The sequence below is a fragment of the Sphingomonas sp. IC4-52 genome (genome assembly GCF_020707225.1).
In the GTDB taxonomy this organism is placed as follows: Bacteria; Pseudomonadota; Alphaproteobacteria; order Sphingomonadales; family Sphingomonadaceae; genus Sphingomonas.
In genome coordinates this window covers 621,325-646,294 of record NZ_JAJFEU010000001.1, presented here as the reverse complement: position 1 = coordinate 646,294, position 24,970 = coordinate 621,325, and the positions used below count along the sequence as shown (strand labels likewise).

Annotated in this window: 25 protein-coding genes; 10 read left to right on the top strand and 15 right to left on the bottom strand. The window is 63.1% G+C overall.

The window, feature by feature from the left end; all coding sequences use genetic code 11:
• Positions 1-8: 8 nt before the first annotated feature.
• Both LK535_RS03160 and LK535_RS03155 read right to left on the bottom strand, forming a co-directional pair.
• Positions 9-1,757, bottom strand: coding sequence for a DUF885 domain-containing protein (locus tag LK535_RS03160; protein WP_227770425.1), 1,749 nt, complete (start codon positions 1,755-1,757; stop codon positions 9-11).
• A 41-nt stretch (positions 1,758-1,798) separates the two neighbouring features.
• A complete protein-coding gene (locus LK535_RS03155) occupies positions 1,799-2,704 on the bottom strand; it encodes a DMT family transporter (RefSeq protein ID WP_227770424.1) in 906 nt (301 codons plus the stop codon).
• A 359-nt stretch (positions 2,705-3,063) separates the two neighbouring features.
• Here LK535_RS03155 and cas5c point away from each other — a divergent pair, with 359 nt between their 5' ends.
• Genes cas5c through LK535_RS03140 form a run of 3 tightly spaced genes read left to right on the top strand, consistent with a single transcriptional unit; the run spans position 3,064 to position 5,648 of the window.
• A complete protein-coding gene (gene cas5c, locus LK535_RS03150; RefSeq protein ID WP_227770423.1) occupies positions 3,064-3,624 on the top strand; it encodes a type I-C CRISPR-associated protein Cas5c in 561 nt (186 codons plus the stop codon).
• Between the two features lie 60 nt (positions 3,625-3,684).
• Positions 3,685-5,220: a proline--tRNA ligase gene (gene proS / locus LK535_RS03145; RefSeq protein ID WP_227771056.1), complete on the top strand. Its 1,536-nt coding sequence runs from the start codon at positions 3,685-3,687 to the stop codon at positions 5,218-5,220.
• Entirely contained in the window at positions 5,220-5,648 is a 429-nt protein-coding gene (locus LK535_RS03140; protein WP_227770422.1) for a hotdog fold thioesterase, read from the top strand. Before proS ends, LK535_RS03140 begins: the two co-directional genes overlap by 1 nt.
• A gap of 85 nt (positions 5,649-5,733) precedes the next feature.
• On the opposite strand, the gene LK535_RS03135 is transcribed toward LK535_RS03140, so the two are convergent.
• The 4 genes from LK535_RS03135 to LK535_RS03120 all read right to left on the bottom strand — a co-directional run bounded on the left by LK535_RS03135 (position 5,734) and on the right by LK535_RS03120 (position 8,443).
• The gene (locus tag LK535_RS03135; protein WP_227770421.1) at positions 5,734-5,937 is read right to left on the bottom strand and encodes a hypothetical protein; all 204 of its coding nucleotides are present in this window, start codon (positions 5,935-5,937) and stop codon (positions 5,734-5,736) included.
• A gap of 570 nt (positions 5,938-6,507) precedes the next feature.
• Positions 6,508-7,146 (bottom strand): cytochrome b, encoded by a 639-nt coding sequence (locus tag LK535_RS03130; protein ID WP_227770420.1) that lies wholly within the window; start codon positions 7,144-7,146, stop codon positions 6,508-6,510.
• Positions 7,147-7,181: 35 nt separating this feature from the next.
• Positions 7,182-7,562 (bottom strand): VOC family protein, encoded by a 381-nt coding sequence (locus tag LK535_RS03125; protein ID WP_227770419.1) that lies wholly within the window; start codon positions 7,560-7,562, stop codon positions 7,182-7,184.
• Between the two features lie 53 nt (positions 7,563-7,615).
• Positions 7,616-8,443: a TIGR00266 family protein gene (locus LK535_RS03120; RefSeq protein ID WP_227770418.1), complete on the bottom strand. Its 828-nt coding sequence runs from the start codon at positions 8,441-8,443 to the stop codon at positions 7,616-7,618.
• A gap of 204 nt (positions 8,444-8,647) precedes the next feature.
• On the opposite strand from LK535_RS03120, the gene LK535_RS03115 reads away from it, so the two are divergent.
• Positions 8,648-9,946 (top strand): O-acetylhomoserine aminocarboxypropyltransferase/cysteine synthase family protein, encoded by a 1,299-nt coding sequence (locus LK535_RS03115; protein WP_227770417.1) that lies wholly within the window; start codon positions 8,648-8,650, stop codon positions 9,944-9,946.
• Positions 9,947-10,062: 116 nt separating this feature from the next.
• A complete protein-coding gene (locus LK535_RS03110; protein WP_227770416.1) occupies positions 10,063-11,253 on the top strand; it encodes an aspartate aminotransferase family protein in 1,191 nt (396 codons plus the stop codon).
• Here the strand turns inward: LK535_RS03110 and LK535_RS03105 are convergent.
• Complete coding sequence (locus LK535_RS03105; protein WP_227770415.1) at positions 11,229-11,393, bottom strand: hypothetical protein; 165 nt, start codon at positions 11,391-11,393, stop codon at positions 11,229-11,231. The genes LK535_RS03110 and LK535_RS03105 overlap by 25 nt on opposite strands.
• Here LK535_RS03105 and argF point away from each other — a divergent pair.
• Together argF and LK535_RS03095 are read left to right on the top strand one after the other, a co-directional pair.
• Positions 11,382-12,302, top strand: coding sequence for an ornithine carbamoyltransferase (argF, locus tag LK535_RS03100; RefSeq protein ID WP_227770414.1), 921 nt, complete (start codon positions 11,382-11,384; stop codon positions 12,300-12,302). The two genes, LK535_RS03105 and argF, sit on opposite strands and share 12 nt — an antisense overlap.
• A gap of 128 nt (positions 12,303-12,430) precedes the next feature.
• The gene (locus LK535_RS03095; protein WP_227770413.1) at positions 12,431-13,339 is read left to right on the top strand and encodes an Hsp33 family molecular chaperone HslO; all 909 of its coding nucleotides are present in this window, start codon (positions 12,431-12,433) and stop codon (positions 13,337-13,339) included.
• A gap of 156 nt (positions 13,340-13,495) precedes the next feature.
• Here LK535_RS03095 and dcd read toward each other — a convergent pair whose 3' ends face one another.
• The 6 genes from dcd to LK535_RS03065 all read right to left on the bottom strand — a co-directional run bounded on the left by dcd (position 13,496) and on the right by LK535_RS03065 (position 19,381).
• Positions 13,496-14,050 carry a dCTP deaminase gene (gene dcd / locus LK535_RS03090; protein ID WP_227770412.1) on the bottom strand — a complete coding sequence of 185 codons (555 nt, stop codon included), beginning with the start codon at positions 14,048-14,050 and terminating at the stop codon, positions 13,496-13,498.
• Positions 14,051-14,130: 80 nt separating this feature from the next.
• A complete protein-coding gene (locus tag LK535_RS03085) occupies positions 14,131-15,468 on the bottom strand; it encodes an ATP-binding protein (protein WP_227770411.1) in 1,338 nt (445 codons plus the stop codon).
• Complete coding sequence (locus tag LK535_RS03080) at positions 15,465-16,184, bottom strand: response regulator (RefSeq protein WP_227770410.1); 720 nt, start codon at positions 16,182-16,184, stop codon at positions 15,465-15,467. The genes LK535_RS03085 and LK535_RS03080 overlap by 4 nt, the downstream gene beginning before the upstream one ends.
• A 77-nt stretch (positions 16,185-16,261) precedes the next feature.
• Positions 16,262-16,879, bottom strand: a complete 618-nt coding sequence (locus LK535_RS03075; RefSeq protein ID WP_227770409.1) for an EF-hand domain-containing protein — start codon at positions 16,877-16,879, stop codon at positions 16,262-16,264.
• Between the two features lie 175 nt (positions 16,880-17,054).
• The gene (locus LK535_RS03070; protein ID WP_227770408.1) at positions 17,055-17,840 is read right to left on the bottom strand and encodes a thioesterase family protein; all 786 of its coding nucleotides are present in this window, start codon (positions 17,838-17,840) and stop codon (positions 17,055-17,057) included.
• A complete protein-coding gene (locus LK535_RS03065) occupies positions 17,837-19,381 on the bottom strand; it encodes a class I adenylate-forming enzyme family protein (RefSeq protein ID WP_227770407.1) in 1,545 nt (514 codons plus the stop codon). The genes LK535_RS03070 and LK535_RS03065 overlap by 4 nt, the downstream gene beginning before the upstream one ends.
• Positions 19,382-19,446: 65 nt before the next feature.
• Between LK535_RS03065 and LK535_RS03060 the strand changes: the two genes are divergently transcribed.
• Complete coding sequence (locus LK535_RS03060; protein ID WP_227770406.1) at positions 19,447-20,232, top strand: SDR family NAD(P)-dependent oxidoreductase; 786 nt, start codon at positions 19,447-19,449, stop codon at positions 20,230-20,232.
• 108 nt (positions 20,233-20,340) lie between these two features.
• On the opposite strand, the gene LK535_RS03055 is transcribed toward LK535_RS03060, so the two are convergent.
• Both LK535_RS03055 and LK535_RS03050 read right to left on the bottom strand, forming a co-directional pair.
• Positions 20,341-21,039, bottom strand: coding sequence for a glutathione binding-like protein (locus LK535_RS03055; RefSeq protein WP_227770405.1), 699 nt, complete (start codon positions 21,037-21,039; stop codon positions 20,341-20,343).
• Between the two features lie 45 nt (positions 21,040-21,084).
• Positions 21,085-22,251 (bottom strand): MFS transporter, encoded by a 1,167-nt coding sequence (locus tag LK535_RS03050; protein WP_227770404.1) that lies wholly within the window; start codon positions 22,249-22,251, stop codon positions 21,085-21,087.
• A gap of 165 nt (positions 22,252-22,416) precedes the next feature.
• Here LK535_RS03050 and LK535_RS03045 point away from each other — a divergent pair, with 165 nt between their 5' ends.
• Together LK535_RS03045 and LK535_RS03040 are read left to right on the top strand one after the other, a co-directional pair.
• Complete coding sequence (locus tag LK535_RS03045) at positions 22,417-23,637, top strand: acyl-CoA dehydrogenase family protein (RefSeq protein ID WP_227770403.1); 1,221 nt, start codon at positions 22,417-22,419, stop codon at positions 23,635-23,637.
• 105 nt (positions 23,638-23,742) lie between these two features.
• Positions 23,743-24,807 carry an acyl-CoA dehydrogenase family protein gene (locus tag LK535_RS03040; protein ID WP_227770402.1) on the top strand — a complete coding sequence of 355 codons (1,065 nt, stop codon included), beginning with the start codon at positions 23,743-23,745 and terminating at the stop codon, positions 24,805-24,807.
• The last annotated feature ends 163 nt before the right edge of the window (positions 24,808-24,970 follow it).

Here is a 24,970-nt window from a genome sequence, read left to right as displayed (position 1 = left end):
GCTTGGCGTCAGGCGGCGGGTTCCTTGGGATAGGGCGAGGGCCCGCCTTCCGCGATGAAGCGGTCGACCCGCGCCTCCAGCACCGGGATCGGCACGCTGCCCAGGCTCAGCACCAGATCGTGGAAGTTGCGGATGTCGAACCGGTCGCCCAGCGCCTTCTCCGCCTTGGCCCGCGTCCGCTGCACCGCTAGCTGTCCCAGGTAATAGCTCAGCGCCTGCGCCGGCCACCCGATGTAGCGATCCACCTCGGTGGTGATCTCATGCTCGCTCAGCGCGGTATTTTCGCGGAAATATTGCAGCGCCTGGTCGCGCGTCCATCCCTTGGCATGGATGCCGGTATCGATGACCAGCCGCGCCGCGCGCCACGCCTGGTACGACAGCATCCCGAACCGCTCATAGGGCGTGCGATAGAAACCCATCTCGTCGCCTAGCCGCTCGGTGTACAGCGCCCATCCTTCGCCGAACGCCGAGATATAGCTGTTGCGCCGGAACGGCTTCAGCGTCGTATTCTCGATCGACAGCGGCATCTGGAAGGCGTGCCCCGGCGCGCTTTCATGCAGCGTCAGCGCCGGCAGCTGGAACAGCGGGCGCGACGGCAGGTCATAGGTGTTGACCAGATACGTCCCCGGCCCGCCGCGCCCGGCGGTGTAGAAGGGTGCGATATCGGGCGGCACCTCGATGATCGCGAACCGCTGCCGCGGCAGCCGGCCGAACCACTTGCCCGACATCGCGTCGAACCTTTTGGCGTGCCACGCCGCCTCCTTCATCAGCTCGTCGGCGGTCTTAGGATAGAATTGCGGGTCGGTGCGCAGGAACTTCAGGAACGCCGGCAAGTCACCGTCGAACTTCGCGTCCTTCTTCACCTGCTCCATCTCGGCGCGGATCTTGGCGATTTCGGCCAGCCCCAGCGCGTGGATCGCGTCGGGCGTCATGTCCAATGTGGTGAAGGCGCGGATCCGGCTGCGGTAATAATCCGCGCCATTGTCGTAGCGCGTCGCCGCCAGCTCGTCGGTCATGCCCGGGAAATACTCGCCGCGCAGGAACGTCAGCAGCGTCTTGTGCGCGGGTACGATCTGCTCCGCGATGATCGCGCGCGCTTCGGCCTGCAACGCGGCGCGCCGGTCCGCCGGCATCGACGCCGGCAGCTTGGCGAACGGCTCGTAATAGACCACCGTCGTCGGATCAGTCGCCGTCGCGATCGTCTCCACCGCCTTGTCGCGGCCCTTCATGATGACGGCGGGCGGGGTGAAGCCGCGCTTCAGGCCCAGCCGCATATTGTCGGTCTGCTGGCCCAGGTAGCGCGGCACGGTGCGCAGCCAGCTCAGGTAGCGGCGGTAATCCTTCTCGCCCCCGGCGAAGTTGCCGCGCGCGGAATAATGCAGGTCGCTCCAGAATGCGCTGTCGCCGTTCAGCGGCTTTTCCCACTCGCGGAACTGCTCCTCGTCGATCAGCGCAGCGATTTGCGCGCGATAGACCTGCCAGTCGATCAGCGTGTCGGGCGACAGGCGCTTGGTGTCGACCGCGTCCAGCTTCGCCAGCGTGCCCTTCCAATAGGCGAGCCGCTTCGCATGCGCCTCGGCCGACACGTCGGGCAGGCGGTCATCGACCACGCCCGGGCCGGCATCCGCCAGTCCTTCGCTTTGTCGCCATGCCCATTCGGCGCGCCAGATCGCGTCAAAGGCGGCGTCCGCGGGTGTGGCGGCAGGGGCAGGGGCGACGGCGGTGGCGACGAGTGCCAGCGGGGCAAGGAAGGGCATGGCTAGGCTAGGTGTCCGATCAGCGCGCCGATCGCAAGCGCTCACTCCTGCGGAATGGCCCCGCGCGTATCCTTTTGCCGCCGCACATGCTCGCGCCAAACGATGTACAGCCCCGACGCGATGATCACTGGCGCGCCCAGCCACGTGCTCGGCACCGGCAGCATCCCGAACACCAGCCATCCGAACAGGGTCGCCCACAGCAGCGCGGTATAATCCATCGGCACCACCAGGCTGACGTCACCAAGCTGCAGCGACCGCGTCATCGCGATCTGCGCCGCCCCGCCGAGCAGCCCGATGGCGAGCAGCAGCGCCCAGACGAGCGGCGGGTGCGCCTTCACCGACGCGGCATAGACGACGGACAGCGGCACCAGCGACAGGCTGGAAAACCAGAACACGGTGGTCAGCCCCGCTTCCGTCTTGCCGATGGTGCGTAGCAGGATCGAGATGCAAGCGGTGCAGAACGCCGCGCCAAGGCCGGTCAGGATGCCGAGCGGCGGGATATGCCCGTCGCCGGGCTGGGTCACGATCAGCACGCCGATGAACCCCGCCAGCACCGCCGCCCAGCGCCGCCACCCGGTCGCCTCGTGCAGCAGCAACGCGCCCAGCACCGTGGCAAAGATGGGCATCGAGAACCCAAGCGTCGTCGCCTCGGCGAGGGGGAGCAGCAGCAGCGTCCAGAACGTCAGCGACATCGCGGTGAGGCCGATCACGCAGCGCAGCACATGCGCCCCGAACCGCTGCGTCTTAAGCGAGGCGAACCCCGGCCCCGCGCCGACGATCGCCCCGACCAGCAACGCCGCGCCGAACTGCCGCCAGAACAGGATCTCTCCGAGGCCCGCCCCTTGGCCTTCCGCCACCTTGATCACGGCATTCATCGTCGCAAATAGCGCAACCGAGATCAGGCGCAGGCCGATGGCGCGCGAAAGAGACTCGGGAGGCGCGGGCATTGCGCTCGCGCATAGGCGACGATTGTTGCTTAGGAAAACTGTATCGCCGCTAGCATCCGCAGGATTTTGATTTCGGCGCTACGCGAGTGGTTCTGCGGACGCCGAATGGAGCGGTTGAGGGCTGCGGACCGGTCGCGATACATATTGAGTATGCCGACGGGCTATCTGCCACGATGGTCACCACAATCTTGGCTGAACTCACAGCAACCTCCTGATCAAGCCATAGGGCTATCGAAATGTGCCCCTTACGGATCAGAGTCGACGCAACGGAGAAAAGCTCCGGATTGGATCAGCTACCTGTTTGCGGCTGCCGGGGATGAACATACAAAGAACGTATGGAGAATTTAAGGGCAGTTCGGGTGTTGCTCACTGCGGATAGCGCGTGCTTCCCGAGGCCTGATTTCCGCCGTGATGAAGTCACCTACGACGTACTGACACCTTCGGCGGCACGGAGTATTCTAGATCGTGTGCACTGGCGTCCGGCAATCCGCTGGGTGATCAATGCGATCAGCGTTCTTCGTCCGATCTATACTTTCGAGGATCGCACCTCCGCAGATAGGCAACTTCACTCCCGCTCCATCATCTTGCGCGACGTGAGTTACCTTATCGACGCCCATTTCGATCTGACCGCGAGGGCCGGCCCCTCGGACGAACCGGAACGCCACCGAGGCATGTTCAGACGACAGGTTCGAAGCGGCGCATCCGTTTTCTTGGGGGGAGAGGAGCATCTAGGAGAGATACGATTACTGGAGGACGTCGCGCCGGAAGAGGCGGTGCCGATCAATGAGACGCGCGACCTAGGCTGGATGGTCCACGAGGCCGATTACCAGGATCGCAAGCGCCTTCGGTTCTTTCGTGCGCAAATGGTGGCAGGAATTGTGACCGTGCCGCCTCCAGATGATCCGCAACTTTTTGGTTAAGCGCGGCACGTGGAGACGTCCCATCTGGCACATGACGAGAACCACCGCTATCCGCGGCTGATGATCAAGCATGCACTCCCCGTCACGCGCGAGGCGGATTTCGCCGCCTGGTACCAGGCCGTCATTTCGGAAGCCGACCTCGCCGAGGAATCGGGCGTGCGCGGCTGCATGGTCATCCGGCCATGGGGCTATGGCATCTGGGAACGCATCCAGCGCCTGCTCGACGACCGCATCAAGGCGACCGGCCACGAAAACTGCTATTTCCCGCTCTTCATCCCGCTCTCCTATTTCGAAAAGGAGGCCGAGCATGTCGAAGGCTTCGCGAAGGAGATGGCGGTCGTCACTCACCACCGCCTCGTCGCTGACGGCAAGGGCGGCCTGACTCCCGATCCCGAGGCCAAGCTGGAGGAGCCGCTCGTCGTGCGCCCGACCAGCGAGACGGTGATCGGCACTGCCTTCTCGCGCTGGGTCCAGTCGTGGCGCGACCTCCCCGTGCTCATCAACCAATGGGCCAATGTCGTCCGCTGGGAGATGCGCACCCGCATGTTCCTGCGCACCAGCGAATTCCTCTGGCAGGAGGGGCACACCGCGCACGCCACCGCCGACGAGGCGCGCGACGAGACGCTCAAGATGCTCGAGGTCTATCGCGACTTCGCCGAAAACTGCCTCGCGCTGCCGGTGGTCGCCGGCGAGAAGCCGGAGAATGAGCGTTTTCCCGGCGCCGTCGCGACCTATTCGATCGAGGCGATGATGCAGGATGGCAAGGCGCTCCAGGCCGGCACCAGCCACTTCCTCGGCACCAATTTCGCGCACGCCCAGAACATCCGCTTCCAAAATGCCAGTGGCGAGCTTGAGTTCGCCAACACCACCAGCTGGGGCGTCTCGACCCGCATGATCGGCGGCGTCATCATGGTGCATGGCGACGACGATGGCCTGCGCGTGCCGCCGCGCATCGCGCCGTGGCAGATCGTGATCGTCCCCATGCTGCGCGACAAGCCCGAGGACGCGGAACTGGTCGACTATTGCAAGGCGCTGCAGGTGGCGCTGGCGAAGCAGACCGCGCTGGGCGAGCCGGTCCGCGCGCTGCTCGACCTGAAGCCCGCCAAGGCCGCGACGAAGCGCTGGGGCTGGGTGAAGAAGGGCGCGCCGATCATCGTCGAGGTCGGCCCGCGCGACATGGCCGGCGGCAACGTCTCGGTCGTCCGCCGCGACCGCCTCTATCGCGAGGATGGCAAGCTCGACAGCGCGATCGTCACGCAGGACACGTTCGTCGAACAGGCCGGCGCCATGCTCGAGGACATCCAGGTCGCGCTCCATGCCGAGGCGAGCGAGCGGCTGAAGGCCAGCATCAGCCCGGCCGACGACTGGGCCGGGGTCGAGGCGATGTTCGCCGACAGCGCCGCGAAGCCCGGCTGGGCCGACGTCGCCTGGTCGCGTCCGACCGGCGCCGAGCTCGACAAGGTGGTCGAGCGGCTGAAGGCGCTGAAGCTCACCATCCGCAACGCGCCGATGGGACAGACCGGTCACCCCGGCGCGCCTTGCATCTTCACCGGCGGACCGGCGGTCGAGCGCGTCCTGATCGGACGCTCCTACTGATGGCGATCTGGACCCGCCCGATCGACCTGGCGCAGCTCAACACCCTGGGGGAGGGCGTCCTCCCCGGGCTGCTCGAGATCGAGTTCACCGGCCATGGAGACGATTGGCTGCGTGCCCGCATGCCGGTCGGCAAGAAGGTGCATCAGCCGTTCGGTCGCCTCCACGGCGGCGCCTCGGTGGTGCTGGCTGAAACCGTCGCCTCGGTCGCCGGTGCGATGGCCGTGCCGGAGGGCAAGGTGACGGTTGGGCTCGACATCAACGCCAATCACGTCCGCGCCGCGCGCGACGGCTATGTCCACGCCACCGCAAAGGCGGAACAGCTCGGCCGCACCACTCAGGTCTGGACGATCCGGATCGAGGATGATGCGGGCAAGCTCATCTGCCTCTCGCGCATGACCGCCGCGGTGATCGACGCCGCGGCGGGGTAATGCGCCGTCGTGCTGCGGCTCGGAGGGCAGCCCTGAAATGTCATTCGGTTGGCTGCGTGGATCGGCGATCTACGTGCGTGATCGATTACGACCTGCGGCGTAGCTCCACGCGCAATCCGCCGTCGGCGGTGAGCGCAACTGTCTCGCGCTCAGGCAACGCAACGGTTTGGCGAAGCTCAACCGTTCTTAAGCCATCGCAGCCGCGGCCATCCCGACGCGCCCATTTGATGTTGATCACGAAGGTATCTTCGCCGTCCGTTTCCCTGGGTAATAGCGACAGGCTGAGCATCTCCGGCTCGCTACCGAATTGATTAGGCGCTGCCGGACAGTCGGCGGACGGCGGCTCGGAGCGGCTCTGAGACCAGTTGCTCTGCCGCCCCTGCTCGCTGACGCGAAGCGATCCTTGCCAAAGCACACCGGCCGGCCCGCGGATCACAATCTCGACATCTGTCGTTCGAGATGGCGTTTGCCGATCGAACGTGCTCCGTCCGGTTATAAACCGTGTCGTTGATACGGTGGGCGGCAACGCAGGTACGTTCGCCGTCTGAGCGGACAGACTATGAATAGCCAGTAATATCAACATCTTTGTCAGGCCCCCTCATGTCCGACGTTACAAAAGGAGCCTGAGGTTTGTCTGAAGAAACAAAGCTAACGACCGGGTAAACCGCCCTTTCCGCCGGCTATTCGCATCATGGTTCGATCCGGGCGTCAGTTGTTACCGCCGATCACGTCGCTGAGGCCCCCAGCGCCGGTCTTTCGCCGCGGTGATCGACTCCGCCGCTGGCTGAGGGATGCCGGCACGTCGAGCCGGCAGCGCGGGCGCGGTCTTCCGGTAGCTCCGACCCGCTGCGCGCCGGCTTTACCGCCTGCCGGTGCCAAATGGCGGCATGCGCCCGGCGGTCGCGCGCTTGTCCACGAACTGGTGCTGCAAGGCGGCGCCCACATGCAGGATGATCAGCGCGTAGGTCAGCTTGATGAGCGCGCCATGGCCGAATTCGAACGCGTCATGGCTCGATAGCGGCAGGCCCGGAATGAACGGCAGCGGGATGCCGCCCAGCATCGTGGTCGCGCTGCTCGTCGCTGCTGCCCGAACCGTCGAAATTGCGGCCCATCCCGTCAGGGGCAGGCCGATCATCACCACATAGAACAGCGTATGGTTGATCCGCGCCACCGTCCGCTCCCATTGCGGCAGCTCGGCGGGCAGCGGGGGCGGTGGGTTCATGAACCGCCATGCCAGCCGCGCCACGCTCAGCAGCAGGATCAGCATGCCAAGCGTCTTGTGCCAGGTGAACCACATGCCTTGCGAGGGGCCGCGCGGCATGTCCTCGAACGTCCAGCCAACATAGATTTGGGTCAGCAGCAAGGCGGCGATGATCCAGTGAAGGGCAATGGCGACATTGTTGTATCGCTGCACACCATGCCACCGGGCCATCGCATTCCCCCGCGCGTGATGCCGTCCGCTTACTTGCGCGATGGCGGCCGCAACGATGTCAGTCACAGCACCGCCAGCCCGGCAAGCGCCTCTGCCGCTCGTCAGAAACTGTGGTGAACGGCCTCCAGGTTGCATCCGTCGGGATCGAGCACGAACGCACCGTAATAGCCGGGGTGGTACTGCGGGCGCAGGCCGGGCGCGCCATTGTCCTGTCCGCCCGCCGCCAGCGCCGCCGCGTGGAATGCATCGACGCTGGCCCGGTCGGGCGCCGCAACCGCGATATGGATATTGCCGCTGATCGCGCGTCCCCTGGCGATCCACAGGAACGGCTTGGGTCCGACGCCATAGCCCACCTGGTCGGGCAGCTCATCGGTGCCACCCTGCACCATCACGCGGGTGATGCCGAGCGGCGCCAGCGCCTGGTCATAGAAGGCGAGGGAGCGTCGGATGTCGCCCACCGCGATGCTCACATGATCCAGCATGGTTACCTCCCTGAATAGCGGACGACGGCTCGGCCGCCGCCCGAGCTTTGACGTTAGCGGTTCCCCCCGATCAGGTCGCCGAGGCCCCCCAGCGCCGATCCTTCGCCGCGATTTCCGCCGCCGCCTTGCGCCGCCGACAGCATCCGGCCGGCAAGCCGCGCAAACGGCAGCGACTGGACCCACACCTTCCCCGGCCCGGTCAGCCGGGCATAGAACATGCCCTCGCCGCCGAAGATCATGCTCTTGACGCCGCGCACCATCTCCAGATCGAACTCGACCGATGGGGTGAAGGCGGCAAGACAGCCCGTGTCGACGTGCAACTGCTCGCCGGCGCGAAGCTCGCGCTCCACCAGCGTGCCGCCCATCTGCACGAACACCCAGCCATCGCCCTCCAGCTTCTGCATGATGAAGCCTTCGCCGCCGAACAGCCCGGTCATCATCCGCCGCTGGAACGCGACGCCGATCGACACGCCCTTCGCCGCCGCAAGGAAGCTGTCCTTCTGGCAGATCAGCGTGCCGCCCAGGTCAGCGAGGCGGATCGGCAGGATCGTCCCCGGCGTCGGGCTGGCGAAGGCGACCCGCGCCTTGCCCGATCCGCGATGGGTGAAGACGGTGGTGAACAGGCTTTCACCGGTGACGAGGCGCTTGCCCGCCCCCAGCAGCTTGCCCATGAACCCGCCATCACTGCCGCCGGACCCATCACCGAAGACGGTGGTCATCTCGATCGAGGCATCCTTCCACACGAAGGCCCCCGCCTCGGCGACCGCGCTTTCGCCGGGGTCCAGTTCGATCTCGACGAACTGCAATTCCTGTCCCTTGATCTCAAAATCGATATCGTCCGACAGCCCGGTGCGGGCGTGATGGGACCAGGGACTGGCCATGTGACATGCTCCATTCGTCTGTGTTGATCACTTAACACACATGGATACTCCGGCCGGGCATCGCCGGGGAAGGGGGGATCGTCGCACACGCCACTCGGTCTGGCGTCACGGCGATACCATCTTGGGGGATCGAAACCCTTTCTAGGTTCGCGATCGCGGCGCGAGGCGATAGCCTGTCTGCAACCAAGCCAAGGGAGAGTGTTCGTGAGCAAGGCCAATTACCGTCCGGAAACGCTGGCGCTGCATGCCGGTTGGCGCGCGGACCCCGCCACCGGGTCGGTGGCACCGCCGATCTTCCAGACGACCTCCTACCAGTTCCGCGATGCCGATCATGCCGCCGGGCTGTTCGCACTGCAGGAACTCGGCAACATCTACACCCGCATCGGCAACCCGACGACCGACATCCTCGAACAGCGGATCGCCGCGATCGAGGGCGGCGCGGCGGCGGTCGCGGTCGCCTCCGGACAGGCAGCGTCGGCCTATGCGGTGCAGAACCTTGCCCGCGCCGGCGACAATATCGTCAGCGCGACCGACCTCTACGGCGGTACCTACAATCTCTTCGCCAACACGCTGCGCGACATGGGGATCGAGACCCGTTTCGTCGATCCGAGCGACCCGGGCGCCTTCGCCGCTGCCTCCGACGATCGCACCCGCGCCTGGTATGTCGAGACTTTGCCCAATCCGAAGCTGGTTGTCTCACCGCTGGCGGAGATTGCCGCCGCGGGGCGTGAGCTCGGCATCCCGCTCATCGTAGACAATACCGCCGCCCCGCTGCTTGCCCGCCCGCTCGATCATGGCGCGGCGATCGTCGTCTATTCGACCACCAAATATATCGGCGGCCATGGGACCTCGATCGGCGGCATGATCGTCGACGGCGGCAATTTCGACTGGTCGGCCTATCCTGAGCGTCAGCCGCTGCTCAACACGCCCGATCCCAGCTATCACGGCGCCGTCTGGGCGGAGGCGGCAAAGCCGCTCGGCCCGATCGCTTATGCGCTACGCGCCCGCACGGTCCTGCTGCGCGATCTCGGCGCCGCGCTCTCGCCGTTCAACGCCTTCCAGATCCTTCAGGGGCTGGAAACGCTGCCGCTGCGCATGCCGCGCCACTGCGACAATGCGCTGAAGGTGGTCGATTTCCTGAAGAGCCGCCCGGACGTCACCCGCATCATCCACCCCTCGGTTCAGGAGGGGAAGCAGCGCGCCCGCGCCGATCGTTACCTCACCGGTGGCCTCGGCGGGCTGATCGGCATCGAGCTTGCCAGCGGTCGCGATGGCGGCCGGCGCTTCATCGATGCGCTGCAATTGTTCTACCATGTCGCCAACATCGGGGACGCGCGCAGCCTCGCGATCCATCCCGCCTCCACCACCCATTCGCAATTGTCGGAGGAGGAACAGTTCGCGACCGGCGTCTCGGCTGGCTACGTCCGCCTCTCGATCGGGCTCGAACATATCGACGATATCCTCGCCGATCTGGCGCAGGCGCTGGACGCGGCGAAGGGCTGATCCGCCGGTTATGGCGTCACGCCTTTCACGGTGTTGACGCCCCCGGCACCGAATCCGTATCAGGGCGTCAGGGCGGTCCCTGTTGGGCCGCCCTTGCTCTTTCAAGGAGACGCCCCGTGTCGATCACCGCCCTGATGCCCGTTTATCCCCGCTGCGGGGTGCGGCCAGTGCGAGGCGAGGGGTGCCATCTGATCAGCGAGGATGGCCGCCGTTTCCTGGATTTCGCCAGCGGCATCGCGGTGAACGCGCTCGGCCATGGCCATCCGAAACTGGTGAAGGCGATCGCCGATCAGGCCGCCACGCTGATGCACGTCAGCAACCTCTACGGCAGCCCGCAGGGTGAACAGTTCGCGCAGCGTCTGGTCGACAACACCTTCGCCGACACAGTGTTCTTCACCAATTCGGGCGCCGAGGCGGTGGAATGTGCGATCAAGACCGCGCGCCGCTATCACTTCGCCAACGGCAACCCGCAGCGCCACGATCTCATCACCTTCTCGATGGCGTTCCACGGCCGCACCATGGGCACCATCTCGGCCACCAACCAGGCCAAGATGCGTGATGGATTCGAGCCGTTGCTGCCCGGGTTTAAGTACGCCGAGTTCAACGATCTCGAAGGCGCACTGGCGCTGATCGATGAAAATACCGCCGGCTTCCTGGTCGAACCGATCCAGGGCGAAGGCGGCATCCGCGCCGCGACGCCGGAATTCCTCAAGGGCTTGCGCAAGGCGTGCGACGACCACGGCCTGCTGCTGGTGCTCGACGAGGTGCAGGCCGGCTACGGTCGCACCGGCAAGCTGTTCGCGCATGAACTGTACGGCATCACGCCCGACATCATGGCCTCGGCCAAGGGTATCGGCGGCGGCTTCCCGCTCGGCGCCTGCCTCGCCACCGAGGAAGCAGCCAAGGGCATGGTGATCGGCACGCACGGCTCCACCTATGGCGGCAACCCGCTGGCGATGGCTGCGGGCGAGGCCGTGCTCGACGTGATCCTGGAAGACGGCTTCCTTGATCGCGTGACGCAGATGGGTGAGCGGCTGCGCTCCGGTCTCGAACAGATGATCCCGAACTACGATCACCTGTTCGACAGCGTGCGCGGCCATGGCCTGATGCTCGGCCTGAAGCTCAAGAGCGACAGCCGCCGTTTCGTCGAATTCGCCCGCGACAACCACGGCCTGCTGCTGGTCTCGGCCGGCGAGAATGTCGTGCGCGTCCTGCCGCCGCTGGTGATCGACGAAAGCCACATCGCCGAGTGTATCGAGAAGCTGAGCGAGGCGGCGCGCGTCTACGTTCCCGCCAGCGACGATTGATGGAACAGGCTCCGGCGCACCGCGCCGGGGCCGTTCGACCTGATCTGGCCGACTCCCATTCGATCGAGGCCGATCTTCGCCGGATAGCGGCCGCCCATGATGCGCATGAGGCCATTGGAGGAGCTGAAGTGACCCGCCATTTCTTGAACCTGTCGGACGCCGGTGCCGATGGCCTCGCCGCCATCCTCGCGGACGCCCTCGATCGCAAGAACGCGCGCGCCGGCTGGACCAAGGGCCGCGTGGACGCCGACGCCCCGCTCGCCGCCCACGTCCTGGCGATGATCTTCGAGAAGAATTCCACCCGCACCCGCGTCTCCTTCGACATGGCGGTACGTCAGCTCGGCGGCCAGTCGATCGTGATGGAAGCGGGCCAGATGCAGCTCGGCCGCGGGGAGACAGTGGCCGACACCGCGCGCGTCCTGTCGGGTTATGTCGACGCGATCATGATCCGCACCGACGACCATGCCAAGGTCGAGGAAATGGCGCATTACGCCAGCGTTCCGGTGATCAATGGCCTGACCGACGCCTCGCACCCGTGCCAGATCGTTGCCGACCTCTTGACCGTGATCGAGCAGGGCAAGGCGCTGCCGGGCCTGAAGGTCGCGTGGTTGGGCGATGGCAACAACGTGCTCGCCTCGATCGTCGAGGCAGCCGGCCTGATGCACTTCGATGTGGTCGCCGCCTGCCCGCAGGGCTTCCAGCCCTCGGACGCCGATCTCGCCCTCGGAAAGGGGCGCGCGAAGGTCGTGGGCAATGCCCGCGAGGCGGTCGAGGGTGCCGATGTCGTCGTCACCGACACGTGGATCTCGATGGGGCAGGCGCACGCCGACACCAAGCTGGCGGCGATGATGCCGTTCCAGGTCGACGCCGCGCTGATGGCGACTGCCAAGCCCGATGCCAAGTTCCTCCATTGCCTCCCGGCGCATCGTGGGGAGGAGGTCACCACCGATGTGATCGATGGCCCGCAATCGCTCATCTGGGCAGAGGCGGAAAACCGCCTCCACGCGCAAAAGTCCATTCTGCGTTGGTGCTTGGGCCAGATCGGTTGATCACAGGCTGGCTGCTTCCCATCTAAGGCCAACAAGTTTCCGGTCCGCGCTAAGCTTGTCGAGGTGCTGCACTTCTCTCGTCGAAGTAAGCGGACGCGGTTTCGACAAGCTCAGCCCCAATGGTGGACATGCCCAACACAATCACGACCGATTTCGACCGCGCCATTGGCTTCACCATCCCGGCGCGTAACGCGCGCGGGCGGATGGTGCGCCTTGGTCCGGTGCTCGACACCATCCTTTCCGTTCACGCATATCCACCTGCGATCGAAGCGCTTTTGGCGGAGGCACTGACGCTAACAGCCCTGGTCGGTGCCACTCTGAAGGACGTGAACGGGCAGCTTACTCTGCAGACGCAGAGCGAGCAGGGCGTGGTGCGGCTGCTGGTTTGCGATTATCGTGGCGGCGAAATCCGGGGCTATGTTCAGTTCGATGCGGATCGCCTCGCCGAAGCGCCGGCCGACCCCACCTTGTTTGCCCTTTTCGGCCAAGGTTACCTGGCAATCACCTTTGACCTTGCGGCCACTGGGGAGCGGTATCAGGGCATAGTGCCGCTCGACGGTGACCGGCTTGCAGACGCCGTGCAAAGCTATTTCGCTCAGTCGGAACAGATCCCAACGCAGGTGCGGGTCGGATTTGCGAAACAGGATGGCCGCTGCATAGCAGGTGGACTGCTGCTCCAGCATCTGCCGGAGGGCGAAGAAGGCCGCGAGCGGCTACACGCTAAAATGGATCATCCCGAGTGGGAGCATGTCGCCGCACTGGGCGCTACGGTTGGCTCAGAGGAGCTTGCGGACGCGACACTGCCACTGGAAACGTTGATCTGGCGCTTGTTCAACGAGGAGGACGAAGTTCGCGTGTTGGCGAGCACGGACCTTTCCCGTGGCTGCCGCTGCGACGCTACATACATCCGTTCGGTTCTTGCGAAATTCCCGCATGATGAACGGCTTGCAATGGCGGACGCGAACGGGGTGATCGGCGTTGATTGCGCCTTTTGCTCGATCACCTTCCCCATCAAGGTCGACGAACTAGCTGAATAGGCGCAGAGCCGCGCTGGCTCGCACTGATCATGCGAGCCGGGCCGAGCCGACCGGGCGCGGTACCTGACGCGGAGCTTTCGCGCGCGGAGACCCTCTTTCGTCGGGCAGGACGGGCTAAGCTTTCACGTTGCAGTTGAACCGCTCTGGCCCGCGGCGTCAAAGTCGCGGCAGTGTGACCCCAAGCTGTCCCATGTATTTGCCGGCACGATCAGCATAGCTGATCTCACAGGGCTCGTTCCCCTGCAGGAACAGGAACTGGCATGCTCCCTCATTGGCATAGATTTTGGCCGGCAGCGGGGTCGTGTTCGAAAACTCCAGCGTCACATGCCCCTCCCATCCTGGTTCCAGCGGGGTCACGTTCACGATAATGCCGCAGCGTGCATAGGTCGATTTCCCGAGGCAGATCACCAGCACATCGCGCGGCACGCGAAAATACTCGACCGTACGGGCAAGGGCAAAGCTGTTCGGCGGGATGATGCATACGTCGGTCTTACGATCGACGAAGCTGTTGGCGGCGAAGTCCTTGGGATCAACCGTTGCAGAATCGACGTTAGTGAAAATCTTAAATTCGTCAGCAACTCTAGCATCATAGCCATAAGAGCTGAGGCCGAAGCTGATGCATCCATCCCGCCGTTGGGCTTCGACGAACGGCTCGATCATGCCGTGCGCAAGCGCTTGTTCGCGAATCCAGCGGTCGGATAGGATGGACATGTGCAGGCTCCCTTGGCGGCGCTCTTCGCTGTCCATCGGCCTGCTGGCAAGTCCCTGCACCAGTGTCGGCGCGAGTGCGCTCAGGGGTGCGCAGTTGGGGGAAGCGGTAGAGTGATAATCGCCATCAACCCGCCACCGGCTCGGTTGGAAAGGCGGATTGTACCGCCCGCGTCCTGTACAATGGCTTGAGCCAGCGCGAGACCAAGACCGATACCGCCGGTCTCACGATTTCGGGACGTTTCCAGGCGAGTAAACGGATCAAAAACGGATGTAAGGCCGGCCTCGGGAATACCTGGTCCTCGATCGGCTACACACACTCGGATGTGGCTTGCTTCCGGTGAGATCATCACTTCGGCAGATCCGGCGTATTTGATCGCATTCTCAATCAAGTTCCGTATTGCGCGTCGAAATAGAGTCGGGCGCAGCTGCATACGCAACCGCTCGCTGTCTTCGAACAGCACCTCTGCGCCCAAATCGCGAAAGTCTTCCACGACGGCATCGACCAACGCCGCCAGATCAACTTCGGTGATCGGTTCGCTGGGGCGTCCCAGTCGCGCGAGTGAAAGGATGTCGTCTAGCGTTCGGCTCATTTCCGCGATTGTTTCCGCCATTCGTGCACGATCCTGCTCGTCCTCGACCGATTCGATGCGGACGCGCAGCGCAGCGAGCGGAGTGCGGAGATCGTGCCCGATCGCTCCCAACATCCGATCTTTTTCATCAAGCATGGCGGCTACGCGCTGCGCGAGCCCGTTGAATGCAAGGATCAAGTCCCGCACGTCTCCCGGGCCTTCTACAGCTAGTGCCGGCATTCCCTTGCCCGGAGCAAAGGTTCGCGCTGCACCCGCCAGACCTCTCAAGGGGCGTGAGATCCGCCGCGCAATCCACAGAACCGGCAACAGAATAAGGATATAGATGATGAGAGTTTGGGATAGTAGGGCCCACAAAATTCGATTGTCTCGCCGGGGCCAGGATGAGTTCGTCGTGATCCATGTACCTGCACGCAGCTGCACGGCGATCATCAGCGTGTCAGAGGTGCGGCCGATCAAACGATGATCATGACGGCTTGGTCTTACCTCGCGTGGACGGATGCCTGTGTCGATGCGATCCACAGAGACGCCCAGTTCCGACAGCTGGGCTTTCAGTTCTGCCGCAACTTCGGGCATCCTCTGAAGTTCAGGTGGAATCGGATTGATGTTGTGCCGGCGCACGCGGCTACGCTCGGCAACGGCGGTCCGATTACCACTGTGATCGAGGGCATCAGCGATGCGAACCGCTGCTGGGCGCGTCGCTTGCGCTAATCGGAAGCTCGCTCGCTCCCGTAGTACCAGCGCCAGATTGATCGCCTGGGCAGCGAATAGCGCCAATGCCAGCAGAAGTGCCAGCTGACCCGAGAGATTACGAGGGAAGGGTAGTCTCACAAGCGAGTGACTTCCGTAGCCAACGTGTAACCGCCGCCCCATACCGTCTTGATCAATTGCGGATTTTTCACGTCGGTTTCGATCTTCTTGCGAAGTCGGCTCACTTGATTGTCGATGGCTCGGTCGAAAGCCGCGGCTTCTCGCCCTTGGGTGAGGTCCAGCAACTGATCGCGAGTGAGCACCTGACGAGGGCGTGTCACCAAGGCGTGCAGCAGGTTGAACTCCCCTGTGGAAAGCGGAACTGCGACGCCCTCCTGGTCCACCAGCGTGCGTTCACCGGTTTTCAGTACCCAGCCCGCAAACGCGTAAGCCGCGGCGTCGGGCGCGTGCTGGCGTGTGCCTCCGGCCTGAAGTCTCCTAAGCACTACCTTGATGCGTGCGGCCAGCTCGCGCGGCGAAAAGGGTTTTATCATGTAATCGTCGGCGCCCATCTCCAGTCCGACGATCCGGTCAGTTTCTTCTGTTCGAGCGGTAAGGAGGATAACTGGCGTATCGCTGGTCGCACGGATGTAACGACAGAGACTGAGCCCATCCTCGCCAGGCATCATAATGTCGAGCACCACCAGATCGATGGCGTAAGCTCCCAGCCGAGTGCGAGCTGCCTCGGCGTCGCCGACCTGCGTAACGCGAAAGCCCTGTTTCGTGAGATATTGCGCGAGTGGCTCGCGGATCGAACGCTCGTCATCCACGAGCAGCAGGTGAGGCGTATCGGACATGGGATTGCCGTCTAGCATGTCGCTCTCCGACGAAAAGCGCCGGGCGTTGTCGCCCGGCGCGCTGATTGTGATTGAGCTTATTTCGCTAGCGGGGCGTCGGTACTTGCGCTCGGCCGATGTCCCATCTTCGCGCGTGCAGCCCCGCGTTCGGATTGGTCGATGCGGCCGTCGCGATTGGTATCAACCCGGTCGAACATCGCGGTGGCAGCGGCAATCACCTCCGTCTTCGTCAGGACTCCGTCCCGGTTGGTATCAGCCCGCATCATCATTCCCATGCCGTGCTCACCGCGGCCACCCTGATGCGCCATGCGACCGCGGCGATGCTCCCCGCGCTTGCCTCGGAGGTCTTGGCGCTCCGCTTGATCAAGGCGACCATCGCGGTTGGCGTCAGCAAGTTCGAAGCGCTTCAGCGCCCGCTCACGAAACTGCTGCTGCGTCATCTCCGGCGCGTTTGCTCCACCACGGCCCCGTCGCTCGTCCGCGGAGATCTTGCCGTCGCGATTTTTGTCCATGCGCGCGAACATCGCATCTGCGGCCGCGCTCGCTTCCGCACGAGTGACAATGCCATCTCTGTTGGTGTCTGCCTTGGCTGGCCCACGTGCTGAAATGGTACCCGGCTGGGGCACGTTCTGTGCAACCGCCACCCCGGCAAGGGTTGTGGCGCTAAGCGCGGCGGCGATGATGAAGCGTTTCATTAACTACAGGTCCTTTGTCTGAACGGAGCAGATGTCCGTCGATGAGGCCCGATATGAAACCACTCTGTCGCACGACTGTGCCGTGCCGCATACAAACTGTCGCAACTTGTCGCGCCCAAGTCGGCCCTGGGAGGCGGGACAAGAGGGTCGCGACTGCGCGCGAACCCTCACCCGTTTAGGCAAACACGGCAACCGACTGCATCTGTTCCGCCACCATCTCACCCGCGCTATTCCAGATCCCCATCTGTTGCGATGAGCTTCCGGATCGGGCGTAGTCAGCGTTTGATCGTAACAGCCACCATCCGTCCTGCGTGCTAGGTGTCGGGCCGAGCACGTTGAGAATCCACGTCATTGAGCTCATCGGGACGTTCCGGCCGAGCAGACGCAGAGCTGCTGGGGGCAAGCAATCGCCCACCGCGATCAGCTCTACCATCGGGTCGATACCCTCACGCTCATTAAGGCGTGTCCAACGCAGCCACTCGGCCGGCTGCAGATTGGGACCTTCCCGGCGATCAAGGAACTCGAAGTTTTGGGTGAAGGCTACATGGGCATTGCCCTTGAAGGTCTTTTCCCCCGCACCCGGACGTGGGAAGTCCGGCACAGTGGTGGTGGCGTAATCGACTTCGCTGTCGATTGCGCGCATGAAGACGAAAGTACAACGCAGCCCAAGGCCGGCTTCGCTTTCTATGTCTGCCTGAATGAATGCCGCGTTTTTCCCACGCCTCAGTCGGTGGGTCGTTACCAGGATGGGACCGGCGAGTGGGCCAATGAAGCTGACCTGCGCGGACCTAAGTGGCGGTAGATCGACATCGGACTGCATCGCGCAATGAAGCGCCACTGCCGCTGACATTCCACCATAGGCCGTGCGGCCTTGCAGCCAGCTTTCCGGTATCTCGCCGCGCCACCCGGTGCCATCGGCCACTGGCACCAAATTGTCCAAAATCGTCTTCAGGCTTGTCATGCAGTCTTCCCCCGAAATTCCCCTGCCGCGAGCCGGTCGCGCAGCTCCCGCTTCAACACCTTGCCGATCGCGCTGCGTGGCAACTCGTCCGTGACGTAAAGCGCCGAAAGTCGCTGCGTTTTCCCGAGCTTGGCGTTCGTTGTTGCGCGAACTTCCTCCGGACTTTCGGTGGCGCCTGCTCGCGGCACATAGAAGCCGACGGGCGTTTCGCCCCACTCGTCGCTGGGCACCCCGACGACGGTGCAATCCGCCACGGCCGGGTGTTCGGCAAGGACAGCCTCCAAATCAGACGGGTAGATGTTGAAGCCGCCCGAGATGATCATATCCTTTTTGCGATCCATCAGGATCAGGAATCCGTCTTCATCGAACCTGCCGACATCGCCATGCCTGATCCACCGGTTCCCAGCGGCGTCATAATATTCGGCATCTCTCGTCGCGCCTTCGCGCTTGTGGTAACCGTTCATCATCGCCGGTGAGCGGCCCACGATCTCGCCCATTTCGCCGGGCGCAACTTCGCGCCCCTCGTCGTCCAGGAGGATCGCTTCATGTCCGGGCGACAGGCGACCTACCGTGTGAAGCTTGTCCGGAAACTCGTCCGCGACGAGAATGAATGAAGCTCCTCCTTCGGTCATACCGTAATATTCGACCAGTTTGCCGGGCCAGCGGTTCACCACATCGCGCTTCAGTTCGGCCTTGAATGGGGCAGACGTGCACGTTTTGAACCGGAACGATGACAGATCAAAGCTGCTAAAATCCGGCAGCGCCATGATCCGCTGATATTGAACCGGCACGAGCATCGTGTGCGTGGCGCGATAATGCTGGGCGAGCTCCAGATATCGATGAGCGTCGAACTTCTTCATCAGCACTGCGGTGCCGCCCCATGCGACGGTGGGAAGGAAGCTGACGAGCGTAGTGTTCGAATAGAGTGGCGTGGCGAGCAGTGTCACCGCAGTGTCAAAACCAGCTGCGCTGTTACGTGACAGATGCTGCCACCGCATTGCGTGGCTTTGAACGATCCCTTTCGGGATACCTGTGGTGCCAGAAGAGTAGATGATGTTGAAGCCATCGTCGGGCTTGATCGTCACTGCTTCCGCGCTTGTTCCCTCGGGGGCCAGCCAGTCCTCAAGCTCCTCCAGCATTACGACTTTCGCGTCCAGACTTTCGGAAGCAAGTGCTCCGGCATTCGCGGCATCAAGGAACACGAGGTTCGCGCCACTGTCCCTGATCATGCCCGCGATTTGTTCGGGGGTTGCCGACGGCTGAATGGGCGCGGCGATCGAGCCCGCTCTCACAGCTGCGAGGAACACAGCCGCTTGCGCTACGCTGGGATAGCTCACCATCGCAACTGCCTGGCCCTGAGTTGTGCCGTCGCGCTGGAGCGCTGCTACACCGCGATCCATCACCGAGTCCAACTCGCGATAGGTCAGTTCGTCATCGCCATCGGTTATGGCGATCTTGTCTGGCTGAACGGCGGCGTGGCGCCGGATCAGATCGGGCAGCGTGCCGAAAGGCTGTGCCAGCTGGTCTGCGATACTCTCCATGCGACGTCGCTAGCGGCAGGCTCTTCCGAATGCCATACGCGACATTCAAATTCATGGAGGGTGATATGCAGGGAGGGGTTGCGATCGTAACCGGTGGCGGAACCGGGATCGGTGCCGCGGTGGTCCGCCGGCTTGCAGCGCGCGGTGTGCGATGCGTCATTAACTACGCGCATAGCCGCGACGAAGCGGAGGCACTGGCGCGCGAGCTCGCGAACGGCTCCATCGCGGTTCAGGCCGATATCGCTGACGACGCGGAGTGCAGGAAACTTGCGGAGGCGGCCCAGGAGACGTTCGGGCGCATCGACTTTCTGGTGAACAATGCAGGCCGAACCAAGCACGTTGTTCATGAGGATCTGCATGGCCTCGATGCGGAAGATTTTGTCGATATCTACAGGCTGAACACCATTGCCGCCTTTCAGATGGTACGGGCGTGCGTGCCGGCCATGCAGGAAGGTCCAATGAGCGCCGTTGTGAATGTGGCCTCTATTGCCGGTCTTCATGGGGTCGGCTCGTCCATCGCCTATGCTGCGTCCAAAGGGGCGCTGATCACCATGACGCAAAGTCTGGCGCGCGTTCTTGCCCCAGCTATCCGTGTTAACGCCGTAGCGCCTGGCTACGTCGGAACAGGATGGTTCGAGAAAGCTTTAGGCCAGGAAGGAAAGGCCAAGCTGGACCAGACGATCGCCCGCCGCACGCCGATGGCAATGGCACCGCAGGCGGAGGATATTGCCGGGCCGATCGAGATGTTGCTGGATCCCGCAGGCAAGGCGATCACTGGAGAGGTCCTGCGGGTAGATGCCGGATTCCATCTGGATACCGGTGGAAGCCGACGACCTGGACGTGAAGGTTGAACAAGAGGCGAGGGCCGAAACTCACACGAAGGCAGGCGTGATCCACTGACGATGACCGCATCTCTGGCGTTAAGGAGATGCGGTCACCCTCCAGCTAGATCGCAATGCTTAGCGCCCAGTTTTCGCCGTCTGTCCGAACAGCACCTTCTTTGCCTCGTCGCTCATCGGCGATGGTTGCGGCTGGACCTCCTTGCCCTTGGCGTAGGCTCGTTCGGTCGCAGGCCGTGCTTTGATGTCGGCATGCCAACGAGCCACATTCGGAAAGTCGGCAAGGTCTTGCCCTTGCGCTTCGGGCAGGATCCACGGATAACTGGCCATGTCGGCAATGGAATATTGTTCCCCCGCCACGTACGGCCGGTCGGCCAATCGCCGATCAAGCACCCCGTAAAGGCGATTGGTTTCGTTCAGATAGCGTTCGATCGCATAAGGCACCTGCTCTGGCGCATAATTCCGGAAATGGTGGTTCTGTCCCAGCATGGGGCCCAGACCGCCCATTTGCCACATCAGCCACTGGTTCACTTCGGCACGGGCACGCACATCGCCGCCACCGAACAGCCCGGTTTTTTCGGCGAGGTACAGCAGTATCGCGCCTGACTCGAAGACGGACACCGGGGCGCCCCCGTCGACGGGCAAATGATCAACGATGGCGGGCATACGGTTGTTCGGAGCGATCTTCAGGAAGTCTGCCTGGAATTGCTCACCAGTGCCGATGTTCACTGATTTGATGGTATAATCGAGGCCAGTTTCCTCAAGAAAAAGCGTGATCTTGTGACCATTCGGCGTGGGCCAATAATATAGATCGATCATGCGTCCCTCCTTCACGTCTCGCAACAGATGGTCGGGCATGGTTTGTCAGGCAAGCTGTCTTCGCCGATGACCGACGCCAAACAAGAAGATGCAAAACGTAATGCAACACAGCGTGGAGGCGAGGATAAAGGCGCTGCCTGGCTGCCCTCGTTCCGCTCCGAACGCCAAAGCCTGAGTCATTGTCAGCGGGCCGACAATCGCAGCGACGCTCGCGAGGCTGGCCATTCCGCCTTGAAGCGCCCCCTGGTTCGAAACGTCGACGCGGGAGGACAGGAGCGCGTTGACTGACGGGAAAACGAGGCCGGTGAGCGCTCCCGCGCCGATCAGAGTATATATCTGCCAGTCCTGGCGCGCGAAAACGTATCCGCCAAATACAAGTGCGCCGCTGACCAACCCGATGAGCACGGTGCGCTCTTCTCCGAAATGCTTGATGGCCGGACGGATCAGGGCGACCTGAGCGAACATCATTGCCAGCCCGCTGGCGGCGAGCGACCAGCCGACCGCTTTCGCGTCCCAGCCAAGTGCAATTTCGGCAAAGAAGGTCCAGGTGGAGGGGTAAACCATATGAGCGATTTGCCAAACAAGTGCGCCCGCGAGCAGGGCGGTGGCTCCCCGGCTCTGGAACAGTGGAGCAAAGGCGCCGATGGCGTTGGCGCGCTTCCAATCAAAGGGGCGACGACGCTCTTCCGGCAGGGTTTCCGGCATGAACGCCACAATCAGGCCCATGTTGAAAAACGCCAATGAGGCGGCGGCCAAAAACGGCGCTCGCGAGCCGAAATCCGCCAACAGTCCGCCGATCGCCGGACCGAGGATAAAGCCCCCTCCGAATGCGGCGCCCAGCAGGCCGAACGCCGCGCCGCGCTTTTCGGGAGGGGTGACGTCAGCAATCACCGCATTTGCCGGCCCGTAGGTAGCCCCTGCGATGCCAGCGATCGCGCGCCCCGCAAATAGCCAGCTGAGCGAAGGTGCGGCCGCCATGAGGGCATAATCTATGCCGAAGCAACCCAAGCTGGCGAGCAATACACGCCGCCTACCAAATCTGTCCGAAAGACTCCCGATCACCGGCCCGGCGAAGAAGTGCGTGACCGCATAAACGGCCAACATGTAGCCGCCGATCCGAGAGGCGTCCGCAAGGGATACCTGCCCGAGCTCAACGATCAGTGAGGGCAGTACCGGCAATACGATCCCGAAGCCTATCGAGTCGATCAGCATGGCAATGACAGCCACCGGGACGGCTCGGTGTTCAAATCGCATCGCTCTGGCGCTCCCATGGTTCCACTAGCCGAGCAGGCTTACCTTGTCTCTTTGCTTGGCACGTAAAACGTGCCATGTCTCGACCATACCCGATCTTCAGAATGGGCTCCGGAGAACCGATTGATGGCAAGTGCCGCCGAACTAGACCGTCCGACCGACTCGCTCGATAGCTTCCGCCAGGAAGCGCGCGCGTGGTTGGAGGCCAATTTCCCGCAAAGTCTTCGCGGGAAGGACAACGCTATGTCCGCGGTGGATGGGCCGACGGATGAAACTCCGGAGCAGAAGGCCTGGCGCGAAGCGATGGGCGAAAAGGGCTGGGGAGTGCCGACCTGGCCGAGCGAGTACGGCGGCGGCGGGCTGACGCGTGAGCAGGCGCGGGTGCTTGGCGAAGAGATGATGCGCATCGGGGCTTGGAACCCGATCGGCGGCATGGGCGTGATGATGTTCGGCCCGACGCTCCTCGAATATGGCAGCGAAGAACAGAAGCGGCAGCATATTCCTGGCATCGTTCGCGGTGAGGTGCGCTGGTGTCAGGGTTATTCCGAACCGGGCGCAGGTTCGGACTTGGCAAGTCTCCAGACTTTCGCCGAGGACAAGGGCGATCATTATATCGTCAACGGCCAGAAGACCTGGACCTCGGGCGGGCAATGGGCCGACAAGTGCTTCGCGCTCGTTCGTACCGACAAGACCCAGAAGCACGCTGGCATCAGCTTCCTCCTGATTGATATGGACGCGGAGGGCGTTGAAACTCGGCCGATTAAGCTGATTTCCGGCGCGTCTCCCTTTTGCGAGACGTTCTTCACCAACGTGAAGGTGCCGAAAGAAAACCTGGTTGGTCATGAAGGTCAGGGCTGGGAGATCGGCACTCGCCTCTTGCAGCACGAGCGCAACTCGCTCTCCGGCGGCGGCGGCTCGCAGGGTCGCATGAATCAGGGTGAGCAGATTCCGGCGATTGCCAAAAAGTATCGTGAAGTTGATGCCGAAGGCAGGCTCGCCGATAGCGATTTGCGAACGCGCATCATCAAGCATGAGATGGATCAGCGCGCTTTTGCGCTGACCCTCCGCCGCGCGGCGTTGGAGGCCAACGGCAATGCTGGCCCATCTGCGGCAACCAGCGTCATGAAAAACGTTGGAGCTCGCATCACCCAGGATCGTGCCGAGCTGGCCATTGAAATCATGGGCATGCAAGGTCTTGGCTGGGAAGGGGAGGGCTTCAGCCAGGAAGAGCTTGCCCAGACCCGTACCTGGCTGTGGGGCAAGGCGGTCTCGATCTACGGCGGTTCGTCCGAGATCCAGAACAACGTGATTGCGAAACGCATCCTCGGAATGCTCGATCACCAGTGAGTTCGGTTAGGCGCGGGAAGACACGCGTCGGAGAGGGCCGGGTCGAGGAGGAGTGCGCCAGATACTCCTCCTCCCCGGCAAGTCCTTTGAGTGGGGTTTGAAGACATGGCGGTGTTGAACGACGAACAGGTGATGTTGCGGGACATGGCTCGCGAGTGGGCGGACAATGAGTCCCCCGTCTCTGCCTTCCGCAAGTTGCGCGACGCAGCCCCTGCCAAGGGGTTTGACGCGGAGGCTTGGACGACGATCGGTCAGATGGGCTGGGCCGGCGTGGTTATCCCTGAGGAGTTTGGCGGATCAGCCTTTGGTTATCTTTCCTTGGGGCTGGTGGTTGAGCAGCTCGGCCGGAACCTTGCGGTGTCACCGCTTGCCTCGACCGCTGTTGCGGCAAGCGCAATCGTGATGGGCAGCTCTGATGCTGCCAAGAACGAGTGGCTGGCCAAGCTTGCGTCCGGAGAGGCGGTCGCAACCCTAGCGATCGACGAGGCTCCGGTTCACGGTGGCCAAATCTCGGCTTCCGTTTCGGCGGGCAAACTGACCGGCATGAAGCGCTTTGTGGCCGAGGGCGACGGCGCCGACGTCTTCGTCGTGGCGGCTGAGGATGGCTTGTACCTGGTCGCCAAGGGCGAGGGCGTATCGGTTTCCACGCGAAAGATGGTGGACAATCGCAGCCATGCGGATGTGACCTTTAATGGTGCGCCCGCGGAAAAGCTTGGCGGCACTGAGCTGACCCAAGCGATTGTTGATCGCGCAACGGCAGTCAGTGCTGCTGAAATGCTGGGAATGGCCGATAGTGCGTTCAATCAGACGCTCGACTACCTGAAGCAGCGTGTCCAGTTCGGACAGGTCCTTTCCACTTTCCAGGCGCTGCAGCACCGCATGGCGAAGATGAAGACCGAGTTGGAGCTCATGCGATCGGCGGTTGAAGGCGCGCTGGAAGCGATTGATGCCGGGCGCTCCGATGTCGATCAGGCCGTGAGCCTATCAAAGGCGATCGCAAATGACACGCTTCGGCTTGTCAGTCGCGAGATGGTTCAGCTTCACGGCGGCGTCGGCATGACTGATGAATATGATGCTGGTCTCTATCTGAAACGCGCAGCGACGCTCGAGACCATGTGGGGTACGGCGTCCTACCATCGTGATCGTTTCGCGCGGCTCAATGGATATTAATACGCGTTCCAAAATAAACGGTATGGCGGCGGCGGTCTCATCTGACCGCCGCCGCTTTTTTATTTCAACTCGGATATTCCCGTACTTTCCTGCTTGACGTGGCGGAACCCGCGTCGTCTATTCGATGACTGGGTATGGCGCACATAGATGCCAACCAACATTG

What these genes read in the sequence shown, in the direction of transcription:
- LK535_RS03140 (WP_227770422.1), top strand. Translation starts at nt 5,220, where the DNA reads ATGGCGATCTGGACCCGCCCGATCGACCTGGCGCAGCTCAACACCCTG.
- LK535_RS03105 (WP_227770415.1), bottom strand. Translation starts at nt 11,393, where the DNA reads ATGGCGGGTCACTTCAGCTCCTCCAATGGCCTCATGCGCATCATGGGC.
- LK535_RS03155 (WP_227770424.1), bottom strand. Translation starts at nt 2,704, where the DNA reads ATGCCCGCGCCTCCCGAGTCTCTTTCGCGCGCCATCGGCCTGCGCCTG.
- LK535_RS03045 (WP_227770403.1), top strand. Translation starts at nt 22,417, where the DNA reads ATGGCAAGTGCCGCCGAACTAGACCGTCCGACCGACTCGCTCGATAGC.
- dcd (WP_227770412.1), bottom strand. Translation starts at nt 14,050, where the DNA reads ATGTCCATCCTATCCGACCGCTGGATTCGCGAACAAGCGCTTGCGCAC.
- proS (WP_227771056.1), top strand. Translation starts at nt 3,685, where the DNA reads ATGATCAAGCATGCACTCCCCGTCACGCGCGAGGCGGATTTCGCCGCC.
- LK535_RS03095 (WP_227770413.1), top strand. Translation starts at nt 12,431, where the DNA reads ATGCCCAACACAATCACGACCGATTTCGACCGCGCCATTGGCTTCACC.
- LK535_RS03065 (WP_227770407.1), bottom strand. Translation starts at nt 19,381, where the DNA reads ATGGAGAGTATCGCAGACCAGCTGGCACAGCCTTTCGGCACGCTGCCC.
- LK535_RS03080 (WP_227770410.1), bottom strand. Translation starts at nt 16,184, where the DNA reads ATGTCCGATACGCCTCACCTGCTGCTCGTGGATGACGAGCGTTCGATC.
- LK535_RS03070 (WP_227770408.1), bottom strand. Translation starts at nt 17,840, where the DNA reads ATGACAAGCCTGAAGACGATTTTGGACAATTTGGTGCCAGTGGCCGAT.
- LK535_RS03135 (WP_227770421.1), bottom strand. Translation starts at nt 5,937, where the DNA reads ATGCTCAGCCTGTCGCTATTACCCAGGGAAACGGACGGCGAAGATACC.
- LK535_RS03075 (WP_227770409.1), bottom strand. Translation starts at nt 16,879, where the DNA reads ATGAAACGCTTCATCATCGCCGCCGCGCTTAGCGCCACAACCCTTGCC.
- LK535_RS03055 (WP_227770405.1), bottom strand. Translation starts at nt 21,039, where the DNA reads ATGATCGATCTATATTATTGGCCCACGCCGAATGGTCACAAGATCACG.
- LK535_RS03060 (WP_227770406.1), top strand. Translation starts at nt 19,447, where the DNA reads ATGCAGGGAGGGGTTGCGATCGTAACCGGTGGCGGAACCGGGATCGGT.
- LK535_RS03040 (WP_227770402.1), top strand. Translation starts at nt 23,743, where the DNA reads ATGGCGGTGTTGAACGACGAACAGGTGATGTTGCGGGACATGGCTCGC.
- LK535_RS03120 (WP_227770418.1), bottom strand. Translation starts at nt 8,443, where the DNA reads ATGGCCAGTCCCTGGTCCCATCACGCCCGCACCGGGCTGTCGGACGAT.
- LK535_RS03050 (WP_227770404.1), bottom strand. Translation starts at nt 22,251, where the DNA reads ATGCTGATCGACTCGATAGGCTTCGGGATCGTATTGCCGGTACTGCCC.
- LK535_RS03125 (WP_227770419.1), bottom strand. Translation starts at nt 7,562, where the DNA reads ATGCTGGATCATGTGAGCATCGCGGTGGGCGACATCCGACGCTCCCTC.
- LK535_RS03160 (WP_227770425.1), bottom strand. Translation starts at nt 1,757, where the DNA reads ATGCCCTTCCTTGCCCCGCTGGCACTCGTCGCCACCGCCGTCGCCCCT.